The organism is Jeotgalicoccus saudimassiliensis (genome assembly GCF_000756715.1).
In the GTDB taxonomy this organism is placed as follows: Bacteria; Bacillota; Bacilli; order Staphylococcales; family Salinicoccaceae; genus Jeotgalicoccus; species Jeotgalicoccus saudimassiliensis.
The window spans coordinates 1,631,061-1,657,236 of record NZ_CCSE01000001.1 but is presented as its reverse complement, the minus strand read 5'-3'; the positions used below and the strand labels follow the sequence as shown (position 1 = coordinate 1,657,236).

Sequence of the window (26,176 nt, the reverse complement as noted above, 5' to 3'; positions counted from 1 at the left end):
TATCTTACCAAGTATATTTATCTTTGTCAAATACCTATGGGGGTATATTTTAAAATAAAAAAAGAACAGATATATTATCTGCTCTTGTTTAATAATTCTACTGCTTCTTTAATTAATTCATCGGCGTCCTGATCCGGATTAATCATCGCTTCTTTCACACATTCCACCAGATTTTCACTGATGATTATATTCATTGTACGGTTGAGTGCACTCTTTGCTGCACTCAGCTGAGTTACTACATCTTTGCAGTTTTCACCGTCTTCAATCATTTTTTTCGCACCGTTAATCTGCCCCTGCAGTCGGTTAATACGGTTTATTACCGCTTTATCATATACATGCTTCTGATCTTCGACTATCATATACATACCTCTTTTCACTCGTAGTCACTATGTATATTATATTAGGTAATCGGCAATCCGTCAAATACCCCACCAGGTATTATCTATAGAAGAACTCGCTTACAACTTCCCTGAGCACGGCCGGCATCATTTCAAATGCATTTTTCTTATGCAGCCGTTCGGTCATTTTATGTGCATCTTTACCGTACGGCCCGATGTTCATTACCGGTGCGCTCAGCTGCTGCATTTCTTCAAACGGTATTGTATATGTTTCTCCCCATAACGGCGCATTATTTTTAAACGACTGCCAGCCGTCATCTGCAGGATTATAATTCACATAACTTAAATCTGATATACCGTTGAAATAATGCTTATTCGTCACGTCGTAATTATATTGTTCATGCATCTCACTTTTAGTCGCTTCAATCAATTTTCTCACCAGTTCATCATCCGACGAATTCACTGCGGGCATGTATGGCGGTGCAAACATCAGCACAGTTGCCGGTGCCAGTTCCTGACAATATTCCATCAGCTTATCGGCAATCAGCAGGGTCTTCTTCCGCTCGTCAGTCCCGTTTTCTTCAAGGACTGCCCTGATCAGTTCATCTGCTTCTTCTCTACTGTATTTATCGATAAAATACTCCAGCACTTCGTGGTATTCCAGCACTCTGATACAGTTCGGCGCCGGTATATGATGCGCTTTACATATCTCTTCATAATCCGTCCGGCATTCATGCATGGCTTCATCCGCAATTTCCTTAAATGTAACCATTACGTCTTTAGCCGTCTGAGTCAGCGTAAATACGTTATACAGAGCGTAACTGTGGTGCGATGTCTGTACATCGTAGTTGTCCTTTAAATCGTTCGCCTGCAGACACACCGGCAGCGGAGTTGTTTCTCCGTCAAAGGTTTCTAAAAACTTATCCGTATACTCCATTTTCTTCGTCAGATAAGACCCGATGAAATGAGATGTAATGCCGTTAAGCGGTTCGCCTGCATGAGTCGGTACACCATAAAACAGTGCTGCCGGCAGTATTTTACCGATCGATCCTGAATATATATAGTGATTCTCATCCAGAGGCTGCTGTGTAAATGACGGCTCCCCGTTTAGAAATAATTTGATATTTAAATTGTGAGCCTGTGATATTTCAAGAATACCCGGTACGGCAGCGAGCATGCCTCCGGAACTGACTTCTTCATCGGGTACTGTCACCAGCAGTAAATTCACCGGCCATTCTTCTTTTACAGCCTGTTCAATTAAATGCATATGCAGTGTGAGTCCCATCTTCATATCCATCGCACCCCGGCCGAATACATACTGATCTGTATATAAATCCTCTTTTGCATCCGGTGTCAGGAAATCCGGGTTGTCCCGAAACACCTGCGTCAATTGTTCAGGATTAAATGCAAGCTCCTGCAGCTGGCCGTATTCTTCAGTACCGACTGTATCAAAATGACTGATCAAGACGACTGTATCCGAGCTTTTATCTGTTTTATATAATGCAGTAAATGCATTTCTGTCTTTCCCTGCATCAAATAATTGAATGTTATCCGGATTAGTTTTAAAATAATCCAGTTCTTTAAATTTTGCTGTCAGCTTATGCGGAAAATCAATTTCCCCTTGTGTTCCCGATAAACTTTTCCATCCGACTAATTCATAAAGCAGCACTTCAAGCTGTGCTGCGGATTCCCATAAGTACCCCTGTTGTTCCATATGCAAAACTCCCCTTGTTTACGATAAAATAATATCCGGCATATTTCCCGGGAAACATAGCTCTTTATCCTTTAATTATACTTTATATTAAAAGTCTTAATAGTAAAAATATATTAGTATTTATAATGATACTATAGAAACAAACAAGGAGGCATTTATGTACACTGATAAAGAACTCGGCATTCGTCCAATTAAAGATAATGATTTATTAAAGCTATGGGAATTAATATATCAAGATGAAAATCCGGAATGGAAAAAGTGGGATGCGCCTTATTTTTCACACCGTTCAGTTCCTTATGAAACCTTTATGGAGAAAAGCGAAGTATTCGTCGATTCCGACAGCCTGTGGCTGATTACTGTAAATAATGAAATATACGGCATTGTGACGTATTATTTTGAAGATGATATGAAGAAATGGCTGGAAGTCGGCATTGTTATTCATGAAGGAAAGAACTGGGGCAAAGGACTTGGCACACGTGCTTTAAAACTGTGGATTAATCATGTCTTCAATACAGTACCTACCGTAAGAGTTGGTCTTACAACATGGTCAGGTAATGAACGAATGATTCGTGTTGGAGAAAAACTCGGCATGCAGCTTGAAGGCCGAGTCCGGAAAGTCCGTTTCTACAACGGTGAATACTACGATTCAATTCGTATGGGTATTTTAAAAGAAGAATGGGCAGCTAAAAAAGCAGGGACAGAATCAAATTAAGATTCTGTTCCTGCTTTTCTTGTTATATTTATTTAATTAAAGTTTCCTTTAATATGACGGACTTCATCAATGTCGTACCACTTCACTTCATAGCCTGCACCTTTTTTAAAATAAATGGAGTTCGGTGTGTTATCGAGGTCGTTTTCGGGATTATAATCCGCCTGGTCAATCACTTCTTCCGGATTGTGACACGGTCGGTATCCTGCCGATTGCAGCGACACAGTTCCTTCGCCTTTAGTATATGATGCGAGTTCAATCGGATAATCTACAAATGTCGCGACCGGTACTTCCCCTTTTAGCGATACTTTGTTTTCTCCGAGCTGCGCCATATCACCGGACTCACCGTGAAGTCTCTGAACATCTGACATTGCACGTCCCGCTGCGTCTGCCGGCAGCGTGATTTCAAATGAATACCACGGTTCGAGGATAACTGATTTAGCTTTCATTAAACCCTGTCTGACCCCGCGGTAAGTTGCCTGACGCAAATCGCCGCCCTGTGTTTCTCTTAACGCTGTTTTCGCTGCCATTAAAGTAATTGTGACATCCGTCAGCGGTGCCCCGGTAAGTACACCCAAATGCTCTTTTTCTTTAATATGAGTCATAATCAGTTTCTGAAACTGAATTTTCAAGTCATCTGTATTCGCTTCATTTTTTGCGATAATACCCTGTCCATTCTGCCCGGGTTCGATACGCAGCTGCACTTCCGCATAATGGCCGAGCGGTTCAAAATGACCGTAGCCGACAATGCTTTCTTCAATCGTTTCTCTGTATAAAATCACCGGCGGACCGAATGTGATATTCATTCCGTATTTGTCACGAATAGATTCTGTCAGTACTTCCATATGAATCGTGCCCATGACACGCATATGTATATCACCTGTTGTTTCAGAAGTTCTGAGACCAATTTCCGGTTCTTCTGCTTCAAGCTGTCTGAGTGTCTTCATCGCTGTAAATACGTCAATACCTTCCGGCAGCACGAGAGATGCTTCCATTACCGGCTGCAGCTCCGGTACCTTTGACTCAGAAAACAGTTCAATATCCGCTTCCGACAATGCAATAATATCACCGAGTTCTGCATTTTGAATGCCGATTGCCGTGCAGACATCACCCGCTGCTGCTTCACTGACCCCTTCAAATTTCCCGCCATTCAGCCTCCTCAGCTGATTGATTTTTTCGCCGTCCGAATCTTTGTAATAGACCATATCCTTAATTCGAAAAGTACCGCCTAATACTTTAAACAATGTCAGTCTCTGCCCTTTTTCGTCGTGCATAATCTTATAAACCCGTGCACCGGCTTCTTCTATATATTCTTTTGATTCGGTTAATTTTTCCATTATATTAATGACTTCACCGATACCGTTACCGTTCAGCGCTGAACCCCGGACACTTGGAAATACCGTTCTGTTCATCAACGCTTTTTTAGCAGCATCAGACCAGAATGCCTGATCTTCAGTTCCTTCCATAAACATCTCCAGCAGTTCCTCGTCCTGCATTGCCAGCTGTTCGATAAATGATTCGCTCAGCTCTGAATCTGCTTCTGAAAATAATGCACAGCGTTCATCGAGTTCCTGCAGGCTGCCCATAGTTTTATCTTTATCGACACTCGGCCGGTCATTTTTATTAATATAAATAATCGCCGGTACTTCGTATTTTTCAAGCAGCTGAAAAATTGTTACGGTATGTGACTGCACCCCGTCGACCGCACTGACCACTATAATTGCCAGGTCCAGTATTTGCAGTGACCGTTCCATTTCTGCGGACAAGTCAGCGTGCCCCGGTGTATCGATTAAAGTGAATTTACGATTACCGACTTCAAAGTCAACCTGTTTGGATGACACTGTAATTCCACGGCTTCTTTCAATAGACTCGAAATCAAAATATGTATCGCCGTGATCGACCCGTCCCCGTTTTGAAATCGCTCCTGCATGATACAGCAGCGCTTCAGTCAACGTTGTTTTCCCTGCATCTACGTGGGCTAAAATTCCAATCGTCGTACGTTCCCCTGTAATCATCGATGTACCTCCTGAACTTGAATAACTATTCTTATGTTAAGAATACAGTATTTAAAATCTTACCGCTATTGAGTAAAGATGTGTAATGTCCTACAATGAGGATAATACATCCGGGGCCATAGCTCAGCTGGGAGAGCGTTGCGCTGGCAGTGCAAAGGTCAGGGGTTCGAGCCCCCTTGGCTCCATTCAAATAAAAATCCATCTCATTATTAATATGAGATGGATTTTGTCTGTTTAATTAGTGAGACATGCCGAGTTAATCTTATTTTTCGTCACTTCTTCCGGAAATTCGACTGGAACTTTCATCCAGCTTTTACCGCGGTCGACTGAGTGATAGACACCCTTGTTATTCACACCGTAAAACACGCTTGGTTCATCCGGTGACGTCAATAGATGAGTGACAATCGTTCCTTTGCTGTCAGGCAGTCCTTCTGTAATTTCCTCCCACGGCGTGTCTCCTTGTTTACGGAATACTTTCATCTCTGTCTTTTCTCGCTCAGGCATATACGCTGAAACCGGTCCTCTTGCACCGGAAACAAGTACCGTATTTTTATCACCGGGATCCACTGCGACATGTACTAAATACGTGAAGTCTCCGAGACCTTCATTATCAATCTGCCACGACTCGCCCTTATCGTCACTCCATGCATAACCGCCCCCGCCTGCTTCGTAAAGCAGATTGTCATCGTCAGGGTGAATAATCATGTTATGCACATCAAATTGAGAACCTGCTTTACGGTCCTCAAATGACTCTCCATTATCTACCGAACGCATAATACCGCCGAGCTCAATGCCGGCAAGTACAAATGACTCATCCTGAGTACCGCTCGCTATATCTTTAACATGATGTGTATCAGGACGAGGCGGGAAACTCCACTCTGATTTCGACGGCAGGTCCTGCAGTGCAGTCATTTCTGCCCATGTTTCACCATCATCATCCGAATAATGCAATTCACTCGGTTCCGTTCCGACATATAAACGTTTTGAAACAGGACTGATATGAAGTGACATTACTCTTTTCGGTAAGACATCCTGCCCAACAGCTTCAAAGGTCTCACCATTATTACGGCTTCTGAACAGCCCGTCATCAAAAGTTCCCACGTAAATCGTTTCGGCCAATTCATCAGCAGCCACTGCACGCACGTCATCATAACCGGTCTCTATCTCGTTAATCGACCAGTCCCGTTCCCGTCCTGAAACACTGATAATTTTAGATCCTGAAGTAAAATAAATTGAAGTCATTAATATTCCTCCTTTTTAAATCTCACATAAACCTATTTACGTTGAACTGATTTATTCAGCAGCACGATTCCTGTAACAATCATCCACAGCCAGACTGAACCATAAAGCACCCTCTGAATTAAGCCTCCCGGCAGCTCAGGAAACACTGGCTGTAAAAATATAAACAGCAGACTCAATAAATTAAGAACCAGACAGAAATAAGTCCATTTTGACAGTTTCGGCATTGTACTTTTAATTGCCCGTCCAATAATAATTAAAGCAGGTATTTGCACAAACATTCCCGGCAATGAGGCAAATGTGTGTACTAAAAAATTTATATCAGCCGGGAAGATCCCTGAAATACTGTAGCTGATCCCGAAAATAACGAGCAGTACAGTCGCTGTTTTTGTTTTCATGTTATCCGGCCAAAACCGATGAAGAAAAATGGCACCGGTAAAAACTGCTATGCCAGTTAGAGTAAACGTCCAGTTCATCGCCAGATGAGCCGGTGAACAAATTTCATAAGCAGCGAGCTCATACGTATCTATTCCACATATAGTTACACCTAAATCACTCATCGGCTGTTTTAAGAAATTATACGATGCAGTACTTGCTCTGATCACAATAAATTCAACGATAAAATACAGGCTTAATGCAATCCAAGACAGTGCACCGATAGTTTTTGTGAATTCATATTTATCTTTTAATACTAATGCTGTAATTAAAAGCGTTACAGTCAATATACCCATAAATATATAAGACATGACTTCCCTCCTGCACCTGATGCCAGTTCTATCTAACTATCCTTCACTACAAGTCCCATCAATGCCGCCATCTGAATCGCCTGTACACTGGAAACGATACAGCCTTCCAGATCTTCACGCTTAATGCTTAATGACTCAAAATGGGATGAGCTGATATCAATACCTTTAAGCGGTGTATCGACAAATCTTGCTTCAGTCAGATCACAATTTTCAAAGCCAATATTTTTAAATTTATTATTAAAGAAATCTGCTGTAACCATTCTCGTATTTTCAAACAATACATTCTCAAGTTTAGATTCACTTATCCCCGATAGATTTAACAGTGACTCAAAAAATTTAACGTTTTTAATTCTGGACTCATCAAAACTGACACCAATCATTTTGCAGTTAACAAACTCAACATTATGTATAGAAGCACCTAAAAATACTGTGTTTGAAAAGTCACAGTTAACAAATCGTGTATCTGTTAAATCTGCATTATCAAATTCGTTATTCGATAAATTACTGTTCTTAATTACAGAGTTATAGGAGATTAATCTTCCGAAATCAGTATCAAGAAACTCAGCATCGTTAATCTCAATACCATCAAATATCTGATCCTCATCTTCTATAATGGACTCATAAGAAACAACTTCCAGTTCAGATGCTATTTTCAGTGGTTTTAACTTCATTTTGAATTCCTCACTATTCATTTATTCTTAAATTTTATCTTCCAAATTACTCATAAATTCCGCAGGATTCCCCGCAACAATTGTGTTGGCCGGAACATCTTTTGTAACGACCGAACCAGCTGCGACAACTGAGTTTTCTCCTATTGTAATTCCCGGGAGAATTGTTGCGTTCGAACCAATCCATGAATTTGTCTCAAGTACAATAGGTTTTAAGAACATCGTCCCTCTGTTTTTTGGATCATAGTCGTGATTAATCGTTGCAAGTACAACATTGTGGCCGATTAAACTGCCATCTCCAATTGTAATCCCGCCCTGATCCTGAAAGCGGCATCCGGAGTTAATGAACACATTCTTACCAATCTTTATATTCTTACCAAAATCAGCAGTAAACGGCACAAATAGAGAAAAGCTTTCATCAATTTCATGTCCGGTAATACCTGACATATAGTTCCTGATTTCTTCATCAGTATACGCACCGTTATTCATTTCCGCGCACAGTTTTCTGGTCTCAGCAGAAACTTCTCTCATTGCTGCATTCTCTTCTGAACCAGCCTTAAGCACTCCATCCTTTTTCATATTTAATAATAGTGTATTGATTTCCAAAATCATCATCTCCAGCTTTAATATTAATAATATTTATATACCCTGTTCTTAAATATAAATGCTGAAGCACACTTCAGGTCAATAAAAAAACCAGCTTCCTCATACTGAAGAAACTGGTCTGGTCAGATTAAACTCCGTCTGTTCTTTTCTTAAAATTAAACTGGGAAAGCAGCGGTAATGCGACAATTAAAATCCAAAACTGCAGTTCTTGGATATTGAATGCATTCGTCTTAGGCTCTCCAACTAAAACATTCATAGCTATAATTGCCGCCCAGACAGCACCCATTAAAAACAGCCACTGTTTTCTGCTTTCTTTCCTCTCATCAACAGATTCACTTTCCTCTGGTTCACCTTTTTTCTTCTCAAAATAAGCACCAATAAAAATAATCATGATTGTCAGTATGATTGGTCCAAATTGGACATACCATGGAATTGCAGGATAGAAATCTGTAACTATCAATGTAAACACTGAAGCAGAAATTATTACTGTTATAAATGTACTCTTAGACAAGATAACAACACCTTAGTGAAATAATATTATTAATTCCGAATGTATTCCGAAATCAGTTCAAACGTATTTTCAAGTGCATCGATATGCGTGCGTTCCATCCCGTGGCTGCTTGCTACTCCTGGTCCGATGAGTGCTGCTCTGATGTTCGCACCGCCGCTCATTGCTGCTGATGCATCACTGCCGTACATCGGATAGATGTCTACCGCGTAATTCAGTGCTTTATCTTTCGCAAAGTTCATCAGTTTCGTCGTCATATCGTAATCATACGGTCCTGATGAGTCTTTGGCACAGATCGACACATCGTATTCGGTACAGTCAAGATCAAGTCCGATACATCCCATATCGACAGCTAAAAGCTCTGTAATATCTTCCGGAATCCATGCAGCACCGTGACCGACTTCTTCATATGTTGAGAAGATAAATTTCAGGTTCGTCGAAGGTGTTACTTCTTCCTGTTTCATCATTTTTAAGATGCTGACCAATACAGCAACCGATGCTTTATCATCCAGGAATCTTGATTTTATAAAACCTGAGTCTGTAACGACTACTTTCGGATCGTACGCAACAATATCACCATTTTGAATGCCGATATTCTCCACATCTTCCTTACTTTCCACACGTTCATCGAGTTTTACAATCAGGTTATCAATGTCGCGTTCTTTTGTCGATGCGTCTTTGAATACGTGAATCGATGGTGATTTAGACAAAATAGTCCCCGTATATACTTTGTCATCGCGCGTAATAATGTCACAGTATTCTCCGTCAAGCGTCGGTGTTAAAGGACCGCCGAGCTTAGTCAGCGATAAAGTACCGTCCGAGTTAATTGAACGGACCATCAAACCAAGTGTATCCACGTGGGCACTTAGTCCTCTTGTGACTTCAGTATTTTCACCGTCTACCTGAACAATCAGGTTCCCCTTCGGTGTCGTCATCGTTTCATAGCCGATGTCCTCAATTGTTTCTCTCAGGAAACTCACCGCATTATTTGTGTAGCCTGTCGGGCTGTTAATTGATAACAGCTTCGTTAAAAATGAAATCGTACCGTCTTTTTTAAACATAACTAAAGCTCCCCTTTTGTTTTAACCTAAGTCTTTCTGTAAACTATACACTAAATCTTTTCTTTATACCCGCCATTTAAATAATAATAAATACAGGCCACGAAAAATCCGCCGCCGATAATATTGCCGATTGTGACCGGGATTAAATTGTAGACAAATCCGCCGACAGTGACTGTATCCACACTGCTGTGCAGGAGAGCGACTGCCATAATCGTCATGTTTGCAATGCTGTGTTCAAACCCCACCGCCACGAAAGCAAAAATCAGGACGAAGATTAATGACAGTTTCGTCATTTCATTGTTCGCACGTGCCGCTGTCCAAATAGCCAGACAGACCAGCCAGTTACACATTATTCCCTGAAACAGCAGTGCTGTGAAACCGTCGTTCATCTTGCCGGCTGCTGTGTATACTGTGTAGCTGTCCATATTAATTTCCGGAAAAATCCCGCTCAGGTATATGAAATACGAAAACAGCAGTGCACCGATTAAGTTACCGATGTAACACCAGATTAAAAGCACTGTTGTCTGTTTCCACGTAATCTTCTTCATCAGTGCGCCGAATGTAAACGTCATGACGTTGCCCGTAAACAGATCCGATCCAGCCCAGATAACGATAGCCAGTGCCACGCCGAATGTAATACCGGTAATCAGGTTAACAAACGGTGATTCCACCGCAAATAACGGGCCGCCCATAAAGAACAGCACGATACAGCCCACACCGATATATGCGCCTGCGAGCATCGATGAAACGAAAAACTTCATGCGCGAGTCTTCATAAAACTTCTGCTTATTCCGTGCATTGCCGCTCATTGTTTCGATTGTCTCTCTGTACATATGAAACGCTCCTATATAGTATTTACTTTAAAAATACGACAAGAAAATCAGTGTCGGTAACCGCCTCTACACTGTGCAGTTCTTCTGCCTCCATATATAAAATATCGCTGTCTTTTAAATGGTATTCCTCATCCGGACAGACAAATTTCACCGTACCGCTTCTCACGATGATAAAAATCGGGTTTTTGGAATCATGTTCCGGAATGCCCTCTCCCGCTTTCAGCTGGATATTAACGATATTCGACTGTTCATTGCCGAATACCTTTTTAATGGATTTATCTTTAGCCGAAAGTTCATTGTCAGTATGAATCAATTTTGCCATTTTATATCCGCTCCTTTTAACTGTTATTATACATTATGGCATGAAAAAACTCCCTGACCGGCAGTCGGGAGTTTCGAGTAATTAATGACATTAACTGCGGATATAGTCCCCACATATTTTAAATACTTCGGCGGCTGCCGGACGGTTTTTGGGGTTCGGATCCAGGCAGCGGTCCACCATCGCAATAAGCGCATCATCCGGTGCGGCCTTTCTTAAATCGGATACCGGAACAGCTCTCCGTTCCAGCTGTTCGTATTTGTTGTCCTCATATGTTTTAAACGGCCGTTCACCCGTCATCATAAAGAACAGTACCACTCCGATGCCCCATACATCTGCTGCCGGAGTTAACGGTTCACCGGAAGCCTGTTCAGGCGACATATAAGGCCGCGTGCCTGTCCCCTTTCTGATCGTCCCGGGTTCAGTGACCAGATTCAGATCGAACAGTTTGGCGAGCGGCGGCTGCGAAATAATATTGGACGGCTTAATATCCAGGTGCAGTATATTATTTTGATGCAGATAATTAACGACTGAAGCAATCTGCTTACCAAAATGCGCAATCTGCATTAGCGGCAGCTCTTCATCCTTTTTATAAATCCGGCGCACCAGATGAGATATCGTTTCACCGGTCAGCGTTTCCTGAATCACTACCGGTTCGGGTGCCATTTGCAGTTCATACCCCCGGATTAAATTCGGATGGGACAGACGTGTAATCAGTTCTCCTTCACGAATCAACCTGTCCACGGCCTTATCTTTTGACGCGACGTTCGGCTGAATCGTTTTGCCGATTGTGCTGCACATTCTCTCTTCGCTCCAGAGATGATACAGATCACAGTCTTTCCCCCGTCTCATATGCGCGACAACTTTATATCCCGGAATCAGAGTATCCCCCTGCTCGAGCGGTTCAATTAATGCTTCATCCTCAGTTTTCATTACTTTACCCCCAGTATTATTTAACAGCCGGCTCCGGTACGACTCCTTCTTCGTACTCCGCTTCATCCTGCTGATCGTTATAAAGTTTTTTATAGTTCCCGTTCAGCTTCATGAGTTCATCATGCGTACCTGTTTCATTAATTTCTCCTTCGTGAATATAGAGAATTTTATCTGCTTCACGTGCAGTTTTTAAATTATGTGTAATAATCAGTGCCGCTGTATCTTTCATCAGATCTTTCATGACACGTTTTTCCGTGGAACCGTCGAGACCGTCTGCCGGCTCATCGAGAATCAGCACCGGAGCGTTTTTTATAATCGCCCTCGCAATCGCCAGGCGCTGCTGCTGTCCTCCCGACAGGTTACGTCCCTTCTGACCGACATTCGTATCGTAGCCCTCCACCATTTTTTCGATAAAGTTGTGCGCTTCCGCTTTTTTTGCAGCCGCAACAACTTCTTCATCGTCTGCTTCCGGTTTACCGTAAGCAATATTTTCACGGACAGAACCGTCGAATATTAATGCTTCCTGAAACACGACCGCAATCTGATTGCGGAGCGACTGCAGATCCGCCGTATCCACCGGCTGACCGTTCAGGTAAATACTGCCTTCTGTCGGTTCATAAAAACGGAGCAGCATTTTAAGGATTGTCGATTTACCGACACCGCTTGCCCCGACCAGTGCGACCGTCTCTCCGGCATTTACCGTAAAGGAAATATTCGACAGCACATTGTGCTTCTTATGCGGATACGCAAAAGATACATTATTGAATGCAATGCCCGGTTCCCCATTTCCAATTTTCTCCGTACCGTTTGAGCTGACTGCAGGTGTCTGCTCCATAAACTCGATGACACGTTCGGCACTTGCCGACGCCGAGTAAATAGTGTTTAAAAGACGGCTGAGCCCGCGGACCGGACTGTACAGTCTCCGAAGGAGCGTTAAGAATGCAACAAGTACACCGATTGTTACCTCGCCCTGCATCAGCAGGAATGCACCGAATACCATAACAATCAGCGTGCCGATCGTTTCAATTAATGATACTGCCGGTGTAAAAGTTGATTTTAACCGGACTTTATACATTTTCGCTGTAAATGCAGCCAGGTTCTGATTATGGAATTTTTTCGATTCGTTTTCTTCCTGGTTGAATGCCTGCATCAGCGATATGTTTGAAAAACTTTCCTCCGTCAGGGAATTTATCGCGCCCATTCGTCTCGAACGTTCACGCGAGGCCATTTTCATACGGACCGAGAAGTACCGTGTAATAATGTAAAATAACGGAACAACAATCATCGATGCCAATGCAAGTTTCCATTCCATAAAAAATAACATACCGATAAAAACAATAAGCTGGAATACATATGACAAGGCAGAAGTTGCGCCCGTAACAATCAGTCTTTCAATTGAAGATATGTCACTCGTCAGTCTCGCGATAATATCGCCGAGTTTCCGCCCTTCAAAAAAGTGCAGTGACAAGCTTTGAAGATGTTCATATAAATGCTTTCTCAGTGCAAGGACAAATTTCTGGCCTGCCCAGTTTACTGTAAATGTCCCGCAGAATGAAAATATTCCGGCAGCAAGGCTGAGCCCGAAATAGAGCAGTACAATCCAGTAGAGCGGACTTAAGTTCCTCGCGTCCAGCACGTTATCTATAAATATTTGAAGCAGCCATACTGTACCCGATAATGCCATCGGCTGCAGTGCAATAAATATCAGTCCGACAAAAATCCATTTACGGTAATGTTTTGTGTACGGCCAAAAACGGCGGAATACTTCTTTTACAGGAACCGGTGGTGCTTTGCCGATAATGTTCCCTTTAGTTTCTTCCATAGTAAAAAATCGGTTGATCTTTTGAAACAGTGATTCATTCGTGTCGTATTTATTTGACCTTTGCATTTGTTCCTCATCCTTTCAAAACGCAGGCAGGCGGACCGCATCTCACACGGGCCGCCTGTTTCAAAGATATATTGAAATGTTTACCCGCGTATACTGTGAATCTTAGTCAGATGAAACGCTGCTCTCTGAAGCACTTGATTCACTTGAATAAGAATCTGTTGAGAAATCATTTGATACTGCCGGTTCAATTTCCTCGAAATAGTTCATGGATTTCTCCTCCCTTCGCTTGTGTTAACTCTATAATGCCCCCGGATAGTTAAGTAACAGTTATCAGAAAATTAAAATTTGATTAAAATGTATTGATTTTATTAAATCACATAAAATAAAGCCTCCCCCGAATAATATCGGAAGAGGCTCAAAATTTAATTTTATGCTCTCATCGTCTTACTTTTCGCTGTTGCAAGCTGACCACCTTCATCTAAGAATCGTTCAACACCTTCGGCTGCTCTGTATGCCAGTGCACCGATTGTCGGTGTCGGGTGGTGTCCGCCGAACTGCGGGAATGCAGAGCCGCCGACGACAAACAGGTTGTCGACATCCCACATCTGAAGATAGTTGTTTACTACCGATGTTTCCGGGTCATCCCCCATCACTACACCGCCTGTGTAGTGTCCACCTGAAAATACATGGTTAAACTCTTCGGCCACTTCATCTTCTTCAATAATGTCAGCGCCCATTTCTTCCATGATTTCACGGCATCGGTCGATACCGAATTGGGCAATCGGTTTTTCATTTGAACCAAATTTATACGTGATGCGGAGTAACGGATCACCGTACTCATCTTTATATGTCGGATCGAGATCCACATAGTTATGCCAGTATGACATCGCGATATTTGTATACCAGATGCGAAGTGCGCTGTACGCGTATTTCAGCGATTCAGCTTTATAATCCGCACCCCAGCTCGGTACTTCTCTCGTATAGTTGTTACTGCTCGAGATTGCCCCGAAACCATACTGTCTTAATTCAATCGCACCGCCGCCGATAAAGTCGAGGTCTGAATGGTCGAAGTTATCCGCTGCATAGTCGTTTACCGCTGCACCTAACGCGCCAGCCCCCATATACAGGTTAAACTTCTCATTTTCAAAGAATCCGCGAACGCCGTGGAACGCCGAGTTGTACTGCCCGTTAAAGTTACGGCCGATCAGCCCTTCACGTGTTTCCGGATCATACTGCTCACCGATTTCAGAAAGCATCAACAGTCTGTTGTTCGTAAATGCGAATGCCGCAAGTACGACAACGTCCGCCGGCTGCTCGTATTCCTGACCTGTCGTTTCATCCACGTACATAACACCTGTTGCTTCACTGCTGTCCTCATCGTAAAGCACACGGCGCACGTTCGCACGTGTACGGAGTTCAAAGTTATCGTGCCTCATCGCCGTCGGAATTACCGTTGCCAAAGGATCCGATTTCGCATCAAAGTCACACCCTGCTCTCGTACAGAATGAACAGTACATACATGCATTCAGTTTTTCCCCGTCCGGATTTTCGTAGTTCTGCGACATATTGCCTGCAGCCACCTGGAACGGGTGCAGTCCTAGGTTTGACGCAGCATCCTTAAACATTTTTAATGACGGCGTTTCATTCAGGGGCGGGTTCGGCCACGGTTTGTTGCGTTCAGGGGCAAGCGGGTCCTGCTCCCCCGAAATACCTGCCGTGTCTTCCCACTTCTCATAATAAGGTTCCATTTCCTCATATGTAATCCCCCAGTCCTGAAGGCTCATATCGTCAGGAATCTTATCTTCACCGTAACGTTCGATTGTCTGACTGCGTATTTCAAATTCATACGGCCAGTATCTGTATGTCGCACCTGCCCAGTGAACACTCGCACCGCCGAGGTCTGTTCCGAGCTGATTGTCTTTCATCGTTCGGACAGGCAGGGCTGTTTCGTCAATTTCGTTTCTCGATGTGACTGTGTCCCCTTTTAAACTCTGCATAATCTCATAACGGTTATCAAAACGAAGCTCATCTTTTACGCCGATGTAGTCACTTCTCGTCGCGTGGTTACCTTTTTCAAGACCGACTACATTCTTACCTGCTTTGGCAAGTTCTGCACTGACAATACCGCCAGCCCAGCCCATACCGACAACAACCGCATCTACTTTATCAAGTACTTCAGCCATTAAATACCGCCCCCTTGGTAAGATCTCAGACTTTCAGGTTCAAGCTCAACGAATTCTTCCGACAGAATCTGATCCATCCAGCCCATGCGCGGTCCAGGATATTTAATCATCTTCCAGCCTTCCATGTTCTTATTGCCGCCGTAAACCGGGTCGGCATATACACCTTCAATTGTCGTATTGCGAAGCAGCGAGAAGAATGCTTCAGAACGCATTCCCGGAACATCCACTTCTCCCGATTCAAACGCTCTTAATACTTCATCCTGTACATCCGGTTCAAGATCTACAAATTCAGTATCATGCTCTTCTACCGCATATTCACGCAAACGCCTGATACCGAGTACAAAAATTTCACCCCGGTTTAATTTTTCCTGACGGCCGTGTGTATCGGAAGCCATCGGTTCATATGGGCCCATCCGGTAATCCGTACCGTTTGAACCCCATGTTCCGTAAAGCTGATTATCGATAAAGTACGGCACACCCAGTTCAATTGCTCCCGGTCCGTTATCATCTTCCGGGTAAATTCTTTCCGTCGCTGCCGCGAGTGCTGCGAAGTCTTCCTGTCTGCTGATATACGTCCGTGCTGCAAACTCCTGTGCGTCCGCACCACCTTCGCCGCCGTCTGCTGTCTCACCTCCGGTATCTGTTTCAGCAGACTCAGAATCCTGTTCGGAGCCGAACTGGAATCCTGTAAATCCGCCTAAAAGTGCACCTCCGGCAATACCTCCGGCTGCAACACCAGTCGTTTTAAGAAAATCGCGCCGCGAAAACACTTTTTCATCACTGTTGTTACCTGTTTCTTCTTTAACCATGAAAGCCATCCCCCTCTTTACTTTGATTAAATTAAAAAATCGTGCTTACACCGAGTTTAATACGCTTTCACAAAGTTGTCAAAATTGCCCAATAATTATAAAAAATACTTTAAATGAGAATATTTTATGACTACAGTACTGTCATACAGAGTACATACCCTATTAATCAGACTTTTTTCTTCTTATATAATATTTAATTTATAAAAATTAGCAGAAGAACATTATCCTGCATATGGTAAAGTAATTATAAAATATTGAAGGAGTAACTATTACGATGATTAAAATTGCAATCGACTGTATGCGCGGAGATTTTGGTCCTGAAATCACTGTGGCCGGAGTATGTAATGCATTAGCTGAAAATGACAACCTGCACGTTATGCTGTATGGAAATCCGTCAATGATTGAACCGGAGATCACTGCCGGAACCGACAGAAACAGAGTAGAAATTTTTGCATCCGAAGATGAGATTACAAATACTGACCATCCGTTAAAATCTATTAAAAGAAAACCGGAGTCTGCTCTGGTGCAGGCATTAAAAGCAGTCGCTAATGATGAAGCCGATGCGTTCGTTTCTGCAGGGAGCAGCGGTGCAATTTTCGCGGGCAGCCTTTCTATTGTCGGTAAACTTCCCGGGATTAAACGCCCTGCATCGGTCGGATTTATGCCGACGATGTCAAAAACATCACCCCACTGTCTTATGATCGATACCGGTGCAAATATCGCTGCGAAACCGGAGCACCTGGCACAATACGGAAGGCTCGGTACTGTACTTGCAAGACAGATGATGAACGTTGAAAATCCGACAATCGGTTTACTGAACATCGGTGAAGAAGATTCCAAGGGCAATGAATTTACGAAAGAAACATTCCAGTTACTCTCAGAAGACGAAACAATAAACTTTAGAGGAAATGTGGAACCTCACACAATAATGCAGGGATCGCATCACATTCTTCTTACCGACGGCTTTACGGGAAATATTATGCTGAAATCGATGGAAGGTATGGCTGCAGGGATTTTAAATGAACTCCTGGAAAATATTAATACTGACGGAGCTTTAAGTAAGGAATCCCTTCATATTATTGAAAAGTCGGTCCATGCAGGTATTAACCGCTACACAAATGTCGACGCAGGAGGCGGATTTGTTCTCGGTGTTCAAAAACCGGTTGTCATTACACACGGTGCTGCGGGTTCAACCATGTTTAAAAACAGTATACAGCTCGCCGTATCACTGAAAGAAAGTGACGCTTTCGCAAGTCTCAATGAGTAAATGTTTTCCCTAAGGGTAATAATACAATACATAGTATATTAATTTATATTTGATATCTCGTTATGTAATGTTTTCGAAATATACGTAACATAATTGCAATAATTAATCAGCCATGTTACGTTGTCCACAACAAGCCAATTAAAAATAAAGTTAGATATTCAGGAGGATTTATTTTATGAAGAAAGTAACTTTATTAAGTTCATTATTAGTCGCAGGAGCAGCAGCGTTTACAGGAGTAAATGGCACAGCACAGGCGGATGAAGTTGAAGTAAATGGCGCGAAAACACCCTGGGCAGCAGTAGTAGACGAAGAATCAGACTTTGACGGCGACGGATGGTCAGATGCAGGATACTCTTACGATTGGATGCCGCAGGTCCAGCAGGACAGAATTTTTGAATTAAAAGATGAGCAATTAGCCGGGGAAATGACCCAGGCGGAATATAACGAACGAATCGCACCGATTTTTGACGGGGAGTACGCTCTGATCGAACGTCCAGGTCATAATGGTTACGGTGGAATTAAAACGGATGAAGACAGTTTAATTGCGATGGCACAGTATGCGCCGAAGACGTTAGATAAGACACCGCTCAAAGACGAACCATACAATTACAGCTTTGTACGCGACGGATATCAGTTTAACTTTTCTTATGACGGCACGTACTGGAATTGGTCATACTATTACACAGGCGGCGAATAAGCGAATTAACAACAGTGATTCCGACATTACCGGACATTAGCAGGTTAAATTTTCAGGAAGGTGAATTCCAATGAAGAAAGTAACTTTATTAGGTTCCGTATTGGTCGCAGGTGCATTAACGTTTACAGGAGTGAACGGACACGCCGCGGCGGATGATGTTGAAGAAGAAGGCGCGAAAACAGTCTGGGGTGAGGTACTCCCATCAGACGCTGACCCTGATGGTGACGGCTGGGCGAATACAGGCTTCGATGTCGACTGGATGTCACAGGAAGGTCAGAACCGTGTAGCGGACTTGTCAGAGTCTAAAGACAACGGAGAATTATCACAGGTTGAATATAATGAAGCAGTCGCAGAAGTTTTTAAAATTGAGCAGGAGCTCGCAGATGGTGATGTTTCGGAGAGCACCGGACATCCAGCTGAGGGTCATCAGGATGCCGGACAAATGAGTACTGATGTGGACAGAGCACACCTGGCTGATCTGGCACTCAATTCTCCGGATGTACTGAATGCAGCACCATTGCAGGAAGAGCCGTACAACTATAATTTTGTGTACGGCGATTACGGCTTCCACTTTTCATATGACGGTACGTACTGGAAATGGTCATATGATGAGTTAAAACCTGACTTTAGTGAAGCCGATTTAATCTATCTCGCTCATAATAATCCGGCAATGCTGAACAAGTACCCGGCAAAAGCAGGAAAATATGACTTTAAACTGTACGATGATAATTATGTCTACCATTTCCAATCAGATGGTTATGAATGGACATGGGTCTATGAACCGAAATAACACTGGACAAGAGACATACCTCAGGCAGCTGCCTGAGGTATGTTTTTTTTGCATAAAACCAGTATAATTAACAAATATACTGAATGAACGAGAGGATGAATATTTTTGGCAAAAAGTCTTGTACTTGCTGAAAAACCTTCAGTGGCACGTGATATTGCACGCGTACTGAACTGCAGTAAAAAAGGTAATGGTTATTTAGAAGGCAGTAAATATATTGTGACATGGGCGCTTGGACACCTGGTGACACTTCAGGACCCTGAAAAATATGATACGAAATATCAAAAATGGAATATGAATGACCTACCGATGATGCCGGCTCCGTTGAAGCTGACGCATATCCCGAAAACAACGAAACAATTTAAAGCGGTTCAGTCACAGCTGAAACGTAAAGATGTGGAAGAAGTCATCATCGCTACAGATGCCGGACGTGAAGGTGAACTGGTCGCCCGCTGGATTCTCGATTATGCGAAAGTAAACAAGCCTGTAAAACGTCTGTGGATCTCTTCCGTAACAGACAAAGCGATTGCGAACGGCTTTAAAAACCTTCAGCCGGGAAATAAATACATCAATCTGTATCAGGCTGCAGCTGCAAGAAGCGAAGCCGACTGGTACGTCGGGTTAAACGCCACACGTGCATTAACGACGAAATACAACGCCCAGCTGAACTGCGGCCGTGTCCAGACACCGACACTCGCAATAATTCAGGCGCGTGAAGAGTTAATTAAAAACTTTAAACCGAAAACATTTTACGGCATGGATGTTATTACTGACAAACTGACATTCAAATGGACAGACGGCAATAACTACTCTACTTTCGATGAAGCGAAAATCGATAACGTCAGTAAAAAACTGAATGCTGATTCATTAACCGTTAAAGATGTTCAGAAAAAAGAAAAGAAACAATTTGCTCCGGGTCTGTACGATCTGACAGAGCTGCAGAGAGATGCCAATAAGATTTTCGGCATGTCAGCGAAAGAAACTCTGCAGACAATGCAGAACTTATATGAACGCCATAAAGTACTGACGTATCCGAGAACAGACTCTAAGTTCATCTCCGAGGATATCGTTGAAACGCTGAAAGAACGTGTTGAAGTGAGTGGTATCGGACAGTTCAGCAAAGTGGCAGCACGTATTTTAAGAGCACCGCTTAAAACGAACAGTTCTTTCGTGAACAACAGCAAAGTCAGTGATCACCACGCGATTATCCCAACAGAAAGTCCGGTCTTCTTTACTGATTTCACTGAACGTGAGAAGCGTATTTATGAACTTGTAGTGCAAAGATTTATGAGTGTGCTTTTACCGCCCTATGAATATGAAGTCACTACGGTAACTGTTGAAATTAACGGTGAACAGCTGGAAGCGAAATACAACCGGGTATTAAATCAGGGCTTCAAAATTGTCTATAAAGAAGAGTCATCGGATATTACAGCTGAAGTCCATAAAGGCGATACTTTAAAAGTGAATAACGTGAAACAGACGACAGGTGAAACATCACCCCCTGCACGATTCACAGAAGCATCACTCCTTCAGGCAATGGAAAACCCTGCGAAATATTTCCAGATGGATAAAGAACATAAAAAGACACTCGCAGAATCCGGCGGGTTGGGTACAGTCGCAACGAGGGCTGATATTATAGATAAGCTGTTTAATACGTTTTATCTTGAGAAAAACGGGCAGGCAATCAGCCTGACTTCAAAAGGCCGGCAGCTGTTGGACCTTGCACCTGAAATTCTGAAATCACCTGTAACGACTGCAGAATGGGAAACACAGCTTGAACAGATCGAAAAAGGCAAAATGAACAGACAGAAATTTATCGAAGATATGAAGAAACATACGAAAGATATTGTCTCTGAAATTAAACAGAGTGAGAAAACATTCAAGCACGATAACCTGACAGGCAGAGACTGCCCGGAATGCGGTAAGCCGTTACTTGAAGTTAAAGGTAAAAAAGGCACGATGCATGTATGTCAGGACAGAGAATGCGGATATAAACGCAACGTTGAAAAGATAACGAATGCGAGATGTCCGAAATGTAAGAAGAAAATGACGCTCAGCGGATCAGGCGACGGACAGGTATTCAGATGTAAATGCGGCCACCGCGAGAAGATGTCGAGCTTTGAAGCACGTAAGAAGAAAGAGAATCGCGGACGCGTGGATAAGAAAACTGTTAATAAATATATCAATCAAAAAGAAGAACCGATTAACAATGCTTTGGCAGAACAGCTGAAGAAATTAAATCTGGATAAATAATACCTAACATTAAAACAACCCTCCGGCAATCACTGATTTTAGTAATTACCGGAGGGTTTTTATGATATACTATCCTGAAATTTATTACTTATTATCAAACAAATAATCAACTATCTTCAACGGTTCAATATTCTCCCCGTCTTTATATACACGCATATTGCCGCCTGAAATTTCATCGATCAGCAGAACTTCTCCTGTATCCTGGTCCCGTCCGAATTCCAGCTTGATGTCATACAGGTCCAGTCCTTTTTGTGCCAGTTCTTCTTTAACCACTTCACTGATTTTAACAGTCAGATCTGCAATTTCGCTGTATTCATCCGCTGTTAATATGTTCAGTGCTTCCAGTGCATCTTTAGTAATGAACGGATCCTGTTTCTCATCATCTTTTAACGTCACTTCAACATATGCCGGCAGTTCTGCACCTTCTTCAATGTAGCTGCTATAACGACGGATAAAGCTTCCTACTGCTTTGTATCTGCAGATGACTTCCAGCCCTTCTCCGAAGATATTAATTTTCTTAACACGCATCTCACGTTTTTCTACATCTGAATCAACATAATGTGTTGGAATGTCAGCTGAGTTTAACTTTTCAAAGAAAAAGCTTGTCATTTTAAGACCTGCTTTACCAGAACCCTCAACTTTTAAGCCAACCTGGTTTTCTCCCGGATCAAACACTCCGTCCTTACCTGTCATGTCATCTTTAAAATAAAGTACCGTCTGTCCGTTTTCATCCAGATATACATCTTTAGTTTTGCCTTTGTAAACAAGTTCCATTTGTAGACACCCCGTCAGATTATTTATGAATCTAATTCTATGAATACTCAAACATTTTTATAAATGTTTTGACTATTACTACTTTTGACTGATTACTACTAAATTCTACAATATCCTAAGGTATTATGTCTATATTTATATTTAAAATCGTTTTTTGCCGAAAATTTATTATGAATAACGGTTTAAAGTTCGGATTATATAAATACCACTTTTATCCGGTAAATGGTTTTTTATGCAAATAACACTTGAGAAAGCGGTTACTTTATGTATAATTAAGCAAAAAAGGGGGAGCAATATGGCGAAGAATGATTTGTTTGAACATGAAACAAAAAAAGAATTTAATTTTTTTATGGCAATAATACCTCTGGCTGTTATGGTCATCACTATGCTTTATGCGATTGTTGTCCTTGAGACAGACCCGCATCTGCCGTTAATTATCGGAACGGTTACAGCAGCGGTCGTCGCATTTATCAATGGATTTAAGTTCGATGATCTGGAAGAGATGATGTACAAGGGGATCAGGCTGGCACTTCCTGCAGTCGTTATCATCATGCTCGTCGGTCTGATTATCGGATCATGGATTGGCGGCGGTGTTGTTGCCACGATGATATATTACGGGCTGATGATTATTAACCCGCAGTACTTCCTCGTAACAATATGTCTGATCTGCGGTATAGTCTCACTCGCAATCGGCAGCTCATGGTCTACGATGGCTACTATCGGTGTTGCAGGAATGGGGATTGGCGTAAGTATGGGAATCAACCCTGCAATGATTGCAGGTGCTGTAATTTCAGGTGCTTACTTCGGAGATAAAATGTCGCCGTTGTCGGATACGACAAACCTTGCATCCGGTCTGACGAACACAGACTTATTTGTCCATATTAAGCACATGCTCTATACAACTGTACCGGGCTTAATCGTCGCTCTGACGGTGTTTTTCTTTATTGGAATCAACGTTATCGGTACAAATACAGCTTCGCCTGAAGATATCCAGGTCATGCTGGCATCGATGGATGAAAACTTTGTTATCAGTCCGTGGCTTCTCGCAGTGCCTGTACTGGTCATTCTATGCATTATAATGAAAGTAAAAGCAGTACCTGCACTTGCTGTTGGTGTATTTCTCGGCTTCATCTGCTCTATTTTAGTACAGGGAGAGACACTTGCGGACTCTGCATCATTTTTAATGAACGGCTTCGTTCTTGAATCAAACAACGAAATGGTCGATACGCTGTTTAACCGCGGCGGACTCATGGATATGATGTACACAATTTCCATGACAATTGTTGCAATGACATTCGCAGGAATTCTCGAGTATACAGGGATGCTGAGTGCGATTATGAACCAGATACTTAAAATTGCCAAAGGCACATTCGGGATTATCTCAGCGACAATCGTTTCATGTTTCGCAACGAATGCAACATGTTCGGAACAGTACATTTCGGTTGTTGTCCCTTCAAGAATGTTTTTAAGAACATATATTGAAAACAGACTGCACTCGAAAAACCTGTCGAGATCGCTGGAAGACGGCGGGACACTGACATCCGTATTTATTCCATGGAATACATGCGGGGTATTCATTTACGGAACACTCGGTGTCTCTGCACTTGAATACGCACCATTTGCGATTCTGAACTTCACAGTCCCTGTAATCGCATTAATTTTAGCGGCCACTGGATTTGGTATCGCTAAAATAACGGCAGAAGAACGCGACGCTTACCTGGCGGAATATTATCCCGATGAACAGCAGGAAAAACCTGCAACGGCATAGAAAAAAAGCTCTCAGAAAAATTTCTGAGAGCTTTTTCATTTGGTTATTTAAGTAAACTTTTCATCCAGTGAATCAAATCCGGTATCTCATCATTATATATTATCGCCAAAACCTTCCGGCCATCCGTAATAAACAAGGCGTCCAGCGGCACATCATTTTCTTTGATGACTTCAGCTATCGAGCTGTCCGGCCAATTTGTACCGCATAAAAACAGCTGTTCACCTTCGACAAGAAAGCTTGAAGGATTACGTTCCAGCTGAGAAACAAGTTTATTGTCAAGATCATTGCCCTTAAACTCATAAATCTGGTTATTCGCTTCGGCAGCAACAGTTAATTCATACAACGGTTTTCTGAACAATCTTTTTCGTTCATAAACTTCAGGCTTCACTTTGAAAACAACCTCTGTCAGTTTCAACGGTGCTGTTTCTTTTGCCTGATGAGCATCCTGTTCCAATTCCATAGTCACTATCATAATCATTTTCCTTTTCACTTTTAATATGATCTTTCCATCACTATAACAAATAAAACACCCTTTAACCTCAAAAGGCTAAAGGGTGTTTTAAACTGTGGACGTTATTCCCACTCAATTGTTGCCGGCGGCTTGCTCGTAATATCATAAACCACGCGGTTGATATGTTTAGATTCATTTACCAGACGTTTAGAGATTTTCTCCAGCACATCCCAGTCGATTCTCGCGAAGTCACTCGTCATGCCGTCGATGCTCGTTACAGCTCTGATTCCAATCGTATAGTCATACGTTCTGTAATCCCCTGTCACACCAACTGAACGGATATTCGGAAGTACCGTGAAGTACTGCCAGATATCTCTGTCGAGTCCTGCTTTTGCAATTTCATCTCTTAAAATCCAGTCACTTTCTCTGACGATTTCAAGTTTTTCTTCCGTGATTTCACCAAGCACACGGATACCGAGTCCCGGACCAGGGAACGGCTGTCTCCATACTAAGTGTTCAGGAATTCCCAGTTCAATACCAAGTTCACGTACTTCATCTTTGAACAGCGTGTTTAACGGTTCAATCAATTCAAACTGCATGTCTTCAGGCAGTCCGCCCACGTTGTGGTGCGACTTGATTGTCGTTGCTGTTTCCGTACCCGACTCAATAATATCAGTGTACAGTGTACCCTGCGCAAGATAGTCCACATCTGTAAGTTTGGATGCTTCGTCATCGAATACGTAAATAAATTCGTTACCGATAATTTTACGTTTCTGCTCCGGATCTGATACACCTTTCAGCTTAGACATAAAACGGTCTTTTGCATCTACTCTGATAATGTTCATGTTGAAGCCTTCACCAAACTGCTCCATCACCATGTCCCCTTCGCCTTTACGAAGAAGTCCGTGGTCTACAAAAATACAAGTCAGCTGGTCACCGATTGCTTTATGAAGAAGTACTGCTGTTACTGATGAGTCAACACCGCCGCTCATCGCACATAATACTTTTTTGTCACCGACTGTTTCACGGATTTTATCGATTTCGATATCGATAAAATTATCCATCGTCCACTCGCCTGTGCAGTCACAAATATCACGGATAAAGTTCTTCAGGAACTGCTCGCCGTTTTGCGTGTGTTTTGATTCCGGGTGGAACTGCACACCGTAAAATGGTTTTTCTTCGTGTTTAACTGCAGCATTCGGACACAGGTGTGTCTGTGCAATCACAGAGAATCCTTCACCAAGCTGAGTGACTTTATCTCCGTGGCTCATTAATACTGTTTCAATTTTGTCCCAGCCCTTAAAGATATCCACTTCGTTGTTCAGGTTCATTTCAGTTGCGCCCGATTCCTTCTGATCCGAGTTCACAACTTCACCGCCGTTCAGCTGCATCATCAGCTGCATACCGTAGCAGATACCCAGTACAGGAACACCCAGGTCGAATACTCCCGGGTCTACTGTAAATGCATCTTCTGCATAAACAGAACGCGGTCCGCCTGAAAGAATAATTCCTTTTGGTTCAAGTTCTTTAATTTCTTCAAGTGTGATGCTCGGGTTGTGCAGCTCACTGTACACGCCAAGTTCACGAATACGGCGTGTAATTAACTGGTTATACTGACTGCCGTAATCTATTACTAAAATAAGTTCCTGCTCTTTAGCCATTTCCATGAA

General features: G+C 42.6%; 24 protein-coding genes and 1 tRNA gene. 7 read left to right on the top strand and 18 right to left on the bottom strand.

Annotated features, from left to right (window positions below; genetic code table 11):
* Positions 1-74 precede the first annotated feature (74 nt).
* Complete coding sequence (locus tag RZ44_RS08195; protein WP_035810265.1) at positions 75-359, bottom strand: metal-sensing transcriptional repressor; 285 nt, start codon at positions 357-359, stop codon at positions 75-77.
* A gap of 79 nt (positions 360-438) precedes the next feature.
* Positions 439-2,052 carry a M20/M25/M40 family metallo-hydrolase gene (locus RZ44_RS08190; RefSeq protein WP_035810264.1) on the bottom strand — a complete coding sequence of 538 codons (1,614 nt, stop codon included), beginning with the start codon at positions 2,050-2,052 and terminating at the stop codon, positions 439-441.
* A 157-nt stretch (positions 2,053-2,209) separates the two neighbouring features.
* Here RZ44_RS08190 and RZ44_RS08185 point away from each other — a divergent pair, with 157 nt between their 5' ends.
* The gene (locus RZ44_RS08185) at positions 2,210-2,764 is read left to right on the top strand and encodes a GNAT family N-acetyltransferase (RefSeq protein WP_035810262.1); all 555 of its coding nucleotides are present in this window, start codon (positions 2,210-2,212) and stop codon (positions 2,762-2,764) included.
* A gap of 32 nt (positions 2,765-2,796) precedes the next feature.
* Here RZ44_RS08185 and RZ44_RS08180 read toward each other — a convergent pair whose 3' ends face one another.
* A complete protein-coding gene (locus RZ44_RS08180) occupies positions 2,797-4,776 on the bottom strand; it encodes an elongation factor G (RefSeq protein WP_035810260.1) in 1,980 nt (659 codons plus the stop codon).
* Positions 4,777-4,888: 112 nt separating this feature from the next.
* On the opposite strand from RZ44_RS08180, the gene RZ44_RS08175 reads away from it, so the two are divergent.
* Positions 4,889-4,961 (top strand) — tRNA-Ala (locus RZ44_RS08175).
* Between the two features lie 49 nt (positions 4,962-5,010).
* Here the strand turns inward: RZ44_RS08175 and RZ44_RS08170 are convergent.
* From RZ44_RS08170 to RZ44_RS08115, 12 genes are all read right to left on the bottom strand, one after another.
* Positions 5,011-6,018: a beta propeller repeat protein gene (locus RZ44_RS08170; protein WP_035810258.1), complete on the bottom strand. Its 1,008-nt coding sequence runs from the start codon at positions 6,016-6,018 to the stop codon at positions 5,011-5,013.
* A gap of 32 nt (positions 6,019-6,050) precedes the next feature.
* A complete protein-coding gene (locus RZ44_RS08165; protein ID WP_052108920.1) occupies positions 6,051-6,761 on the bottom strand; it encodes a DUF998 domain-containing protein in 711 nt (236 codons plus the stop codon).
* 32 nt (positions 6,762-6,793) lie between these two features.
* On the bottom strand, positions 6,794-7,432 hold the full coding sequence (locus tag RZ44_RS08160) for a pentapeptide repeat-containing protein (protein WP_035810256.1): 639 nt from the start codon (positions 7,430-7,432) through the stop codon (positions 6,794-6,796).
* A gap of 27 nt (positions 7,433-7,459) precedes the next feature.
* Positions 7,460-8,035 (bottom strand): sugar O-acetyltransferase, encoded by a 576-nt coding sequence (locus RZ44_RS08155; protein ID WP_035810254.1) that lies wholly within the window; start codon positions 8,033-8,035, stop codon positions 7,460-7,462.
* A gap of 127 nt (positions 8,036-8,162) precedes the next feature.
* Complete coding sequence (locus RZ44_RS08150) at positions 8,163-8,546, bottom strand: hypothetical protein (protein WP_035810252.1); 384 nt, start codon at positions 8,544-8,546, stop codon at positions 8,163-8,165.
* Between the two features lie 29 nt (positions 8,547-8,575).
* Positions 8,576-9,604 (bottom strand): M42 family metallopeptidase, encoded by a 1,029-nt coding sequence (locus RZ44_RS08145; RefSeq protein WP_035810250.1) that lies wholly within the window; start codon positions 9,602-9,604, stop codon positions 8,576-8,578.
* A 50-nt stretch (positions 9,605-9,654) separates the two neighbouring features.
* Entirely contained in the window at positions 9,655-10,437 is a 783-nt protein-coding gene (locus tag RZ44_RS08140) for a formate/nitrite transporter family protein (RefSeq protein ID WP_035810249.1), read from the bottom strand.
* 22 nt (positions 10,438-10,459) lie between these two features.
* Positions 10,460-10,759 carry a cupin domain-containing protein gene (locus RZ44_RS08135; RefSeq protein WP_035810246.1) on the bottom strand — a complete coding sequence of 100 codons (300 nt, stop codon included), beginning with the start codon at positions 10,757-10,759 and terminating at the stop codon, positions 10,460-10,462.
* A 90-nt stretch (positions 10,760-10,849) separates the two neighbouring features.
* Complete coding sequence (locus tag RZ44_RS08130; RefSeq protein WP_035810245.1) at positions 10,850-11,689, bottom strand: serine/threonine-protein kinase; 840 nt, start codon at positions 11,687-11,689, stop codon at positions 10,850-10,852.
* A 16-nt stretch (positions 11,690-11,705) separates the two neighbouring features.
* The gene (locus tag RZ44_RS08125; RefSeq protein ID WP_052108918.1) at positions 11,706-13,577 is read right to left on the bottom strand and encodes an ABC transporter ATP-binding protein; all 1,872 of its coding nucleotides are present in this window, start codon (positions 13,575-13,577) and stop codon (positions 11,706-11,708) included.
* 368 nt (positions 13,578-13,945) lie between these two features.
* Positions 13,946-15,700 (bottom strand): GMC family oxidoreductase, encoded by a 1,755-nt coding sequence (locus RZ44_RS08120; RefSeq protein WP_035810243.1) that lies wholly within the window; start codon positions 15,698-15,700, stop codon positions 13,946-13,948.
* Complete coding sequence (locus RZ44_RS08115; protein ID WP_052108916.1) at positions 15,700-16,509, bottom strand: gluconate 2-dehydrogenase subunit 3 family protein; 810 nt, start codon at positions 16,507-16,509, stop codon at positions 15,700-15,702. The genes RZ44_RS08120 and RZ44_RS08115 overlap by 1 nt, the downstream gene beginning before the upstream one ends.
* A 274-nt stretch (positions 16,510-16,783) precedes the next feature.
* On the opposite strand from RZ44_RS08115, the gene plsX reads away from it, so the two are divergent.
* The 4 genes from plsX (at position 16,784) to RZ44_RS08095 (ending at position 21,513) form a co-directional block, all read left to right on the top strand.
* Positions 16,784-17,776 carry a phosphate acyltransferase PlsX gene (gene plsX, locus RZ44_RS08110; protein WP_035810241.1) on the top strand — a complete coding sequence of 331 codons (993 nt, stop codon included), beginning with the start codon at positions 16,784-16,786 and terminating at the stop codon, positions 17,774-17,776.
* Positions 17,777-17,951: 175 nt separating this feature from the next.
* Positions 17,952-18,473, top strand: a complete 522-nt coding sequence (locus RZ44_RS08105; protein ID WP_035810239.1) for a hypothetical protein — start codon at positions 17,952-17,954, stop codon at positions 18,471-18,473.
* A gap of 70 nt (positions 18,474-18,543) precedes the next feature.
* On the top strand, positions 18,544-19,263 hold the full coding sequence (locus tag RZ44_RS11055; protein ID WP_052108914.1) for a hypothetical protein: 720 nt from the start codon (positions 18,544-18,546) through the stop codon (positions 19,261-19,263).
* A gap of 105 nt (positions 19,264-19,368) precedes the next feature.
* Positions 19,369-21,513 (top strand): DNA topoisomerase III, encoded by a 2,145-nt coding sequence (locus tag RZ44_RS08095; protein ID WP_035810237.1) that lies wholly within the window; start codon positions 19,369-19,371, stop codon positions 21,511-21,513.
* 84 nt (positions 21,514-21,597) lie between these two features.
* Here RZ44_RS08095 and RZ44_RS08090 read toward each other — a convergent pair whose 3' ends face one another.
* Complete coding sequence (locus RZ44_RS08090; protein ID WP_035810236.1) at positions 21,598-22,287, bottom strand: phosphoribosylaminoimidazolesuccinocarboxamide synthase; 690 nt, start codon at positions 22,285-22,287, stop codon at positions 21,598-21,600.
* A gap of 295 nt (positions 22,288-22,582) precedes the next feature.
* Between RZ44_RS08090 and nhaC the strand changes: the two genes are divergently transcribed.
* Entirely contained in the window at positions 22,583-24,055 is a 1,473-nt protein-coding gene (nhaC, locus tag RZ44_RS08085; RefSeq protein ID WP_052108912.1) for a Na+/H+ antiporter NhaC, read from the top strand.
* A gap of 43 nt (positions 24,056-24,098) precedes the next feature.
* Here nhaC and RZ44_RS08080 read toward each other — a convergent pair whose 3' ends face one another.
* The gene (locus RZ44_RS08080; protein ID WP_141639003.1) at positions 24,099-24,527 is read right to left on the bottom strand and encodes a hypothetical protein; all 429 of its coding nucleotides are present in this window, start codon (positions 24,525-24,527) and stop codon (positions 24,099-24,101) included.
* Positions 24,528-24,628: 101 nt separating this feature from the next.
* Positions 24,629-26,173 (bottom strand): glutamine-hydrolyzing GMP synthase, encoded by a 1,545-nt coding sequence (gene guaA / locus RZ44_RS08075; protein WP_035810233.1) that lies wholly within the window; start codon positions 26,171-26,173, stop codon positions 24,629-24,631.
* Positions 26,174-26,176 lie beyond the last annotated feature (3 nt).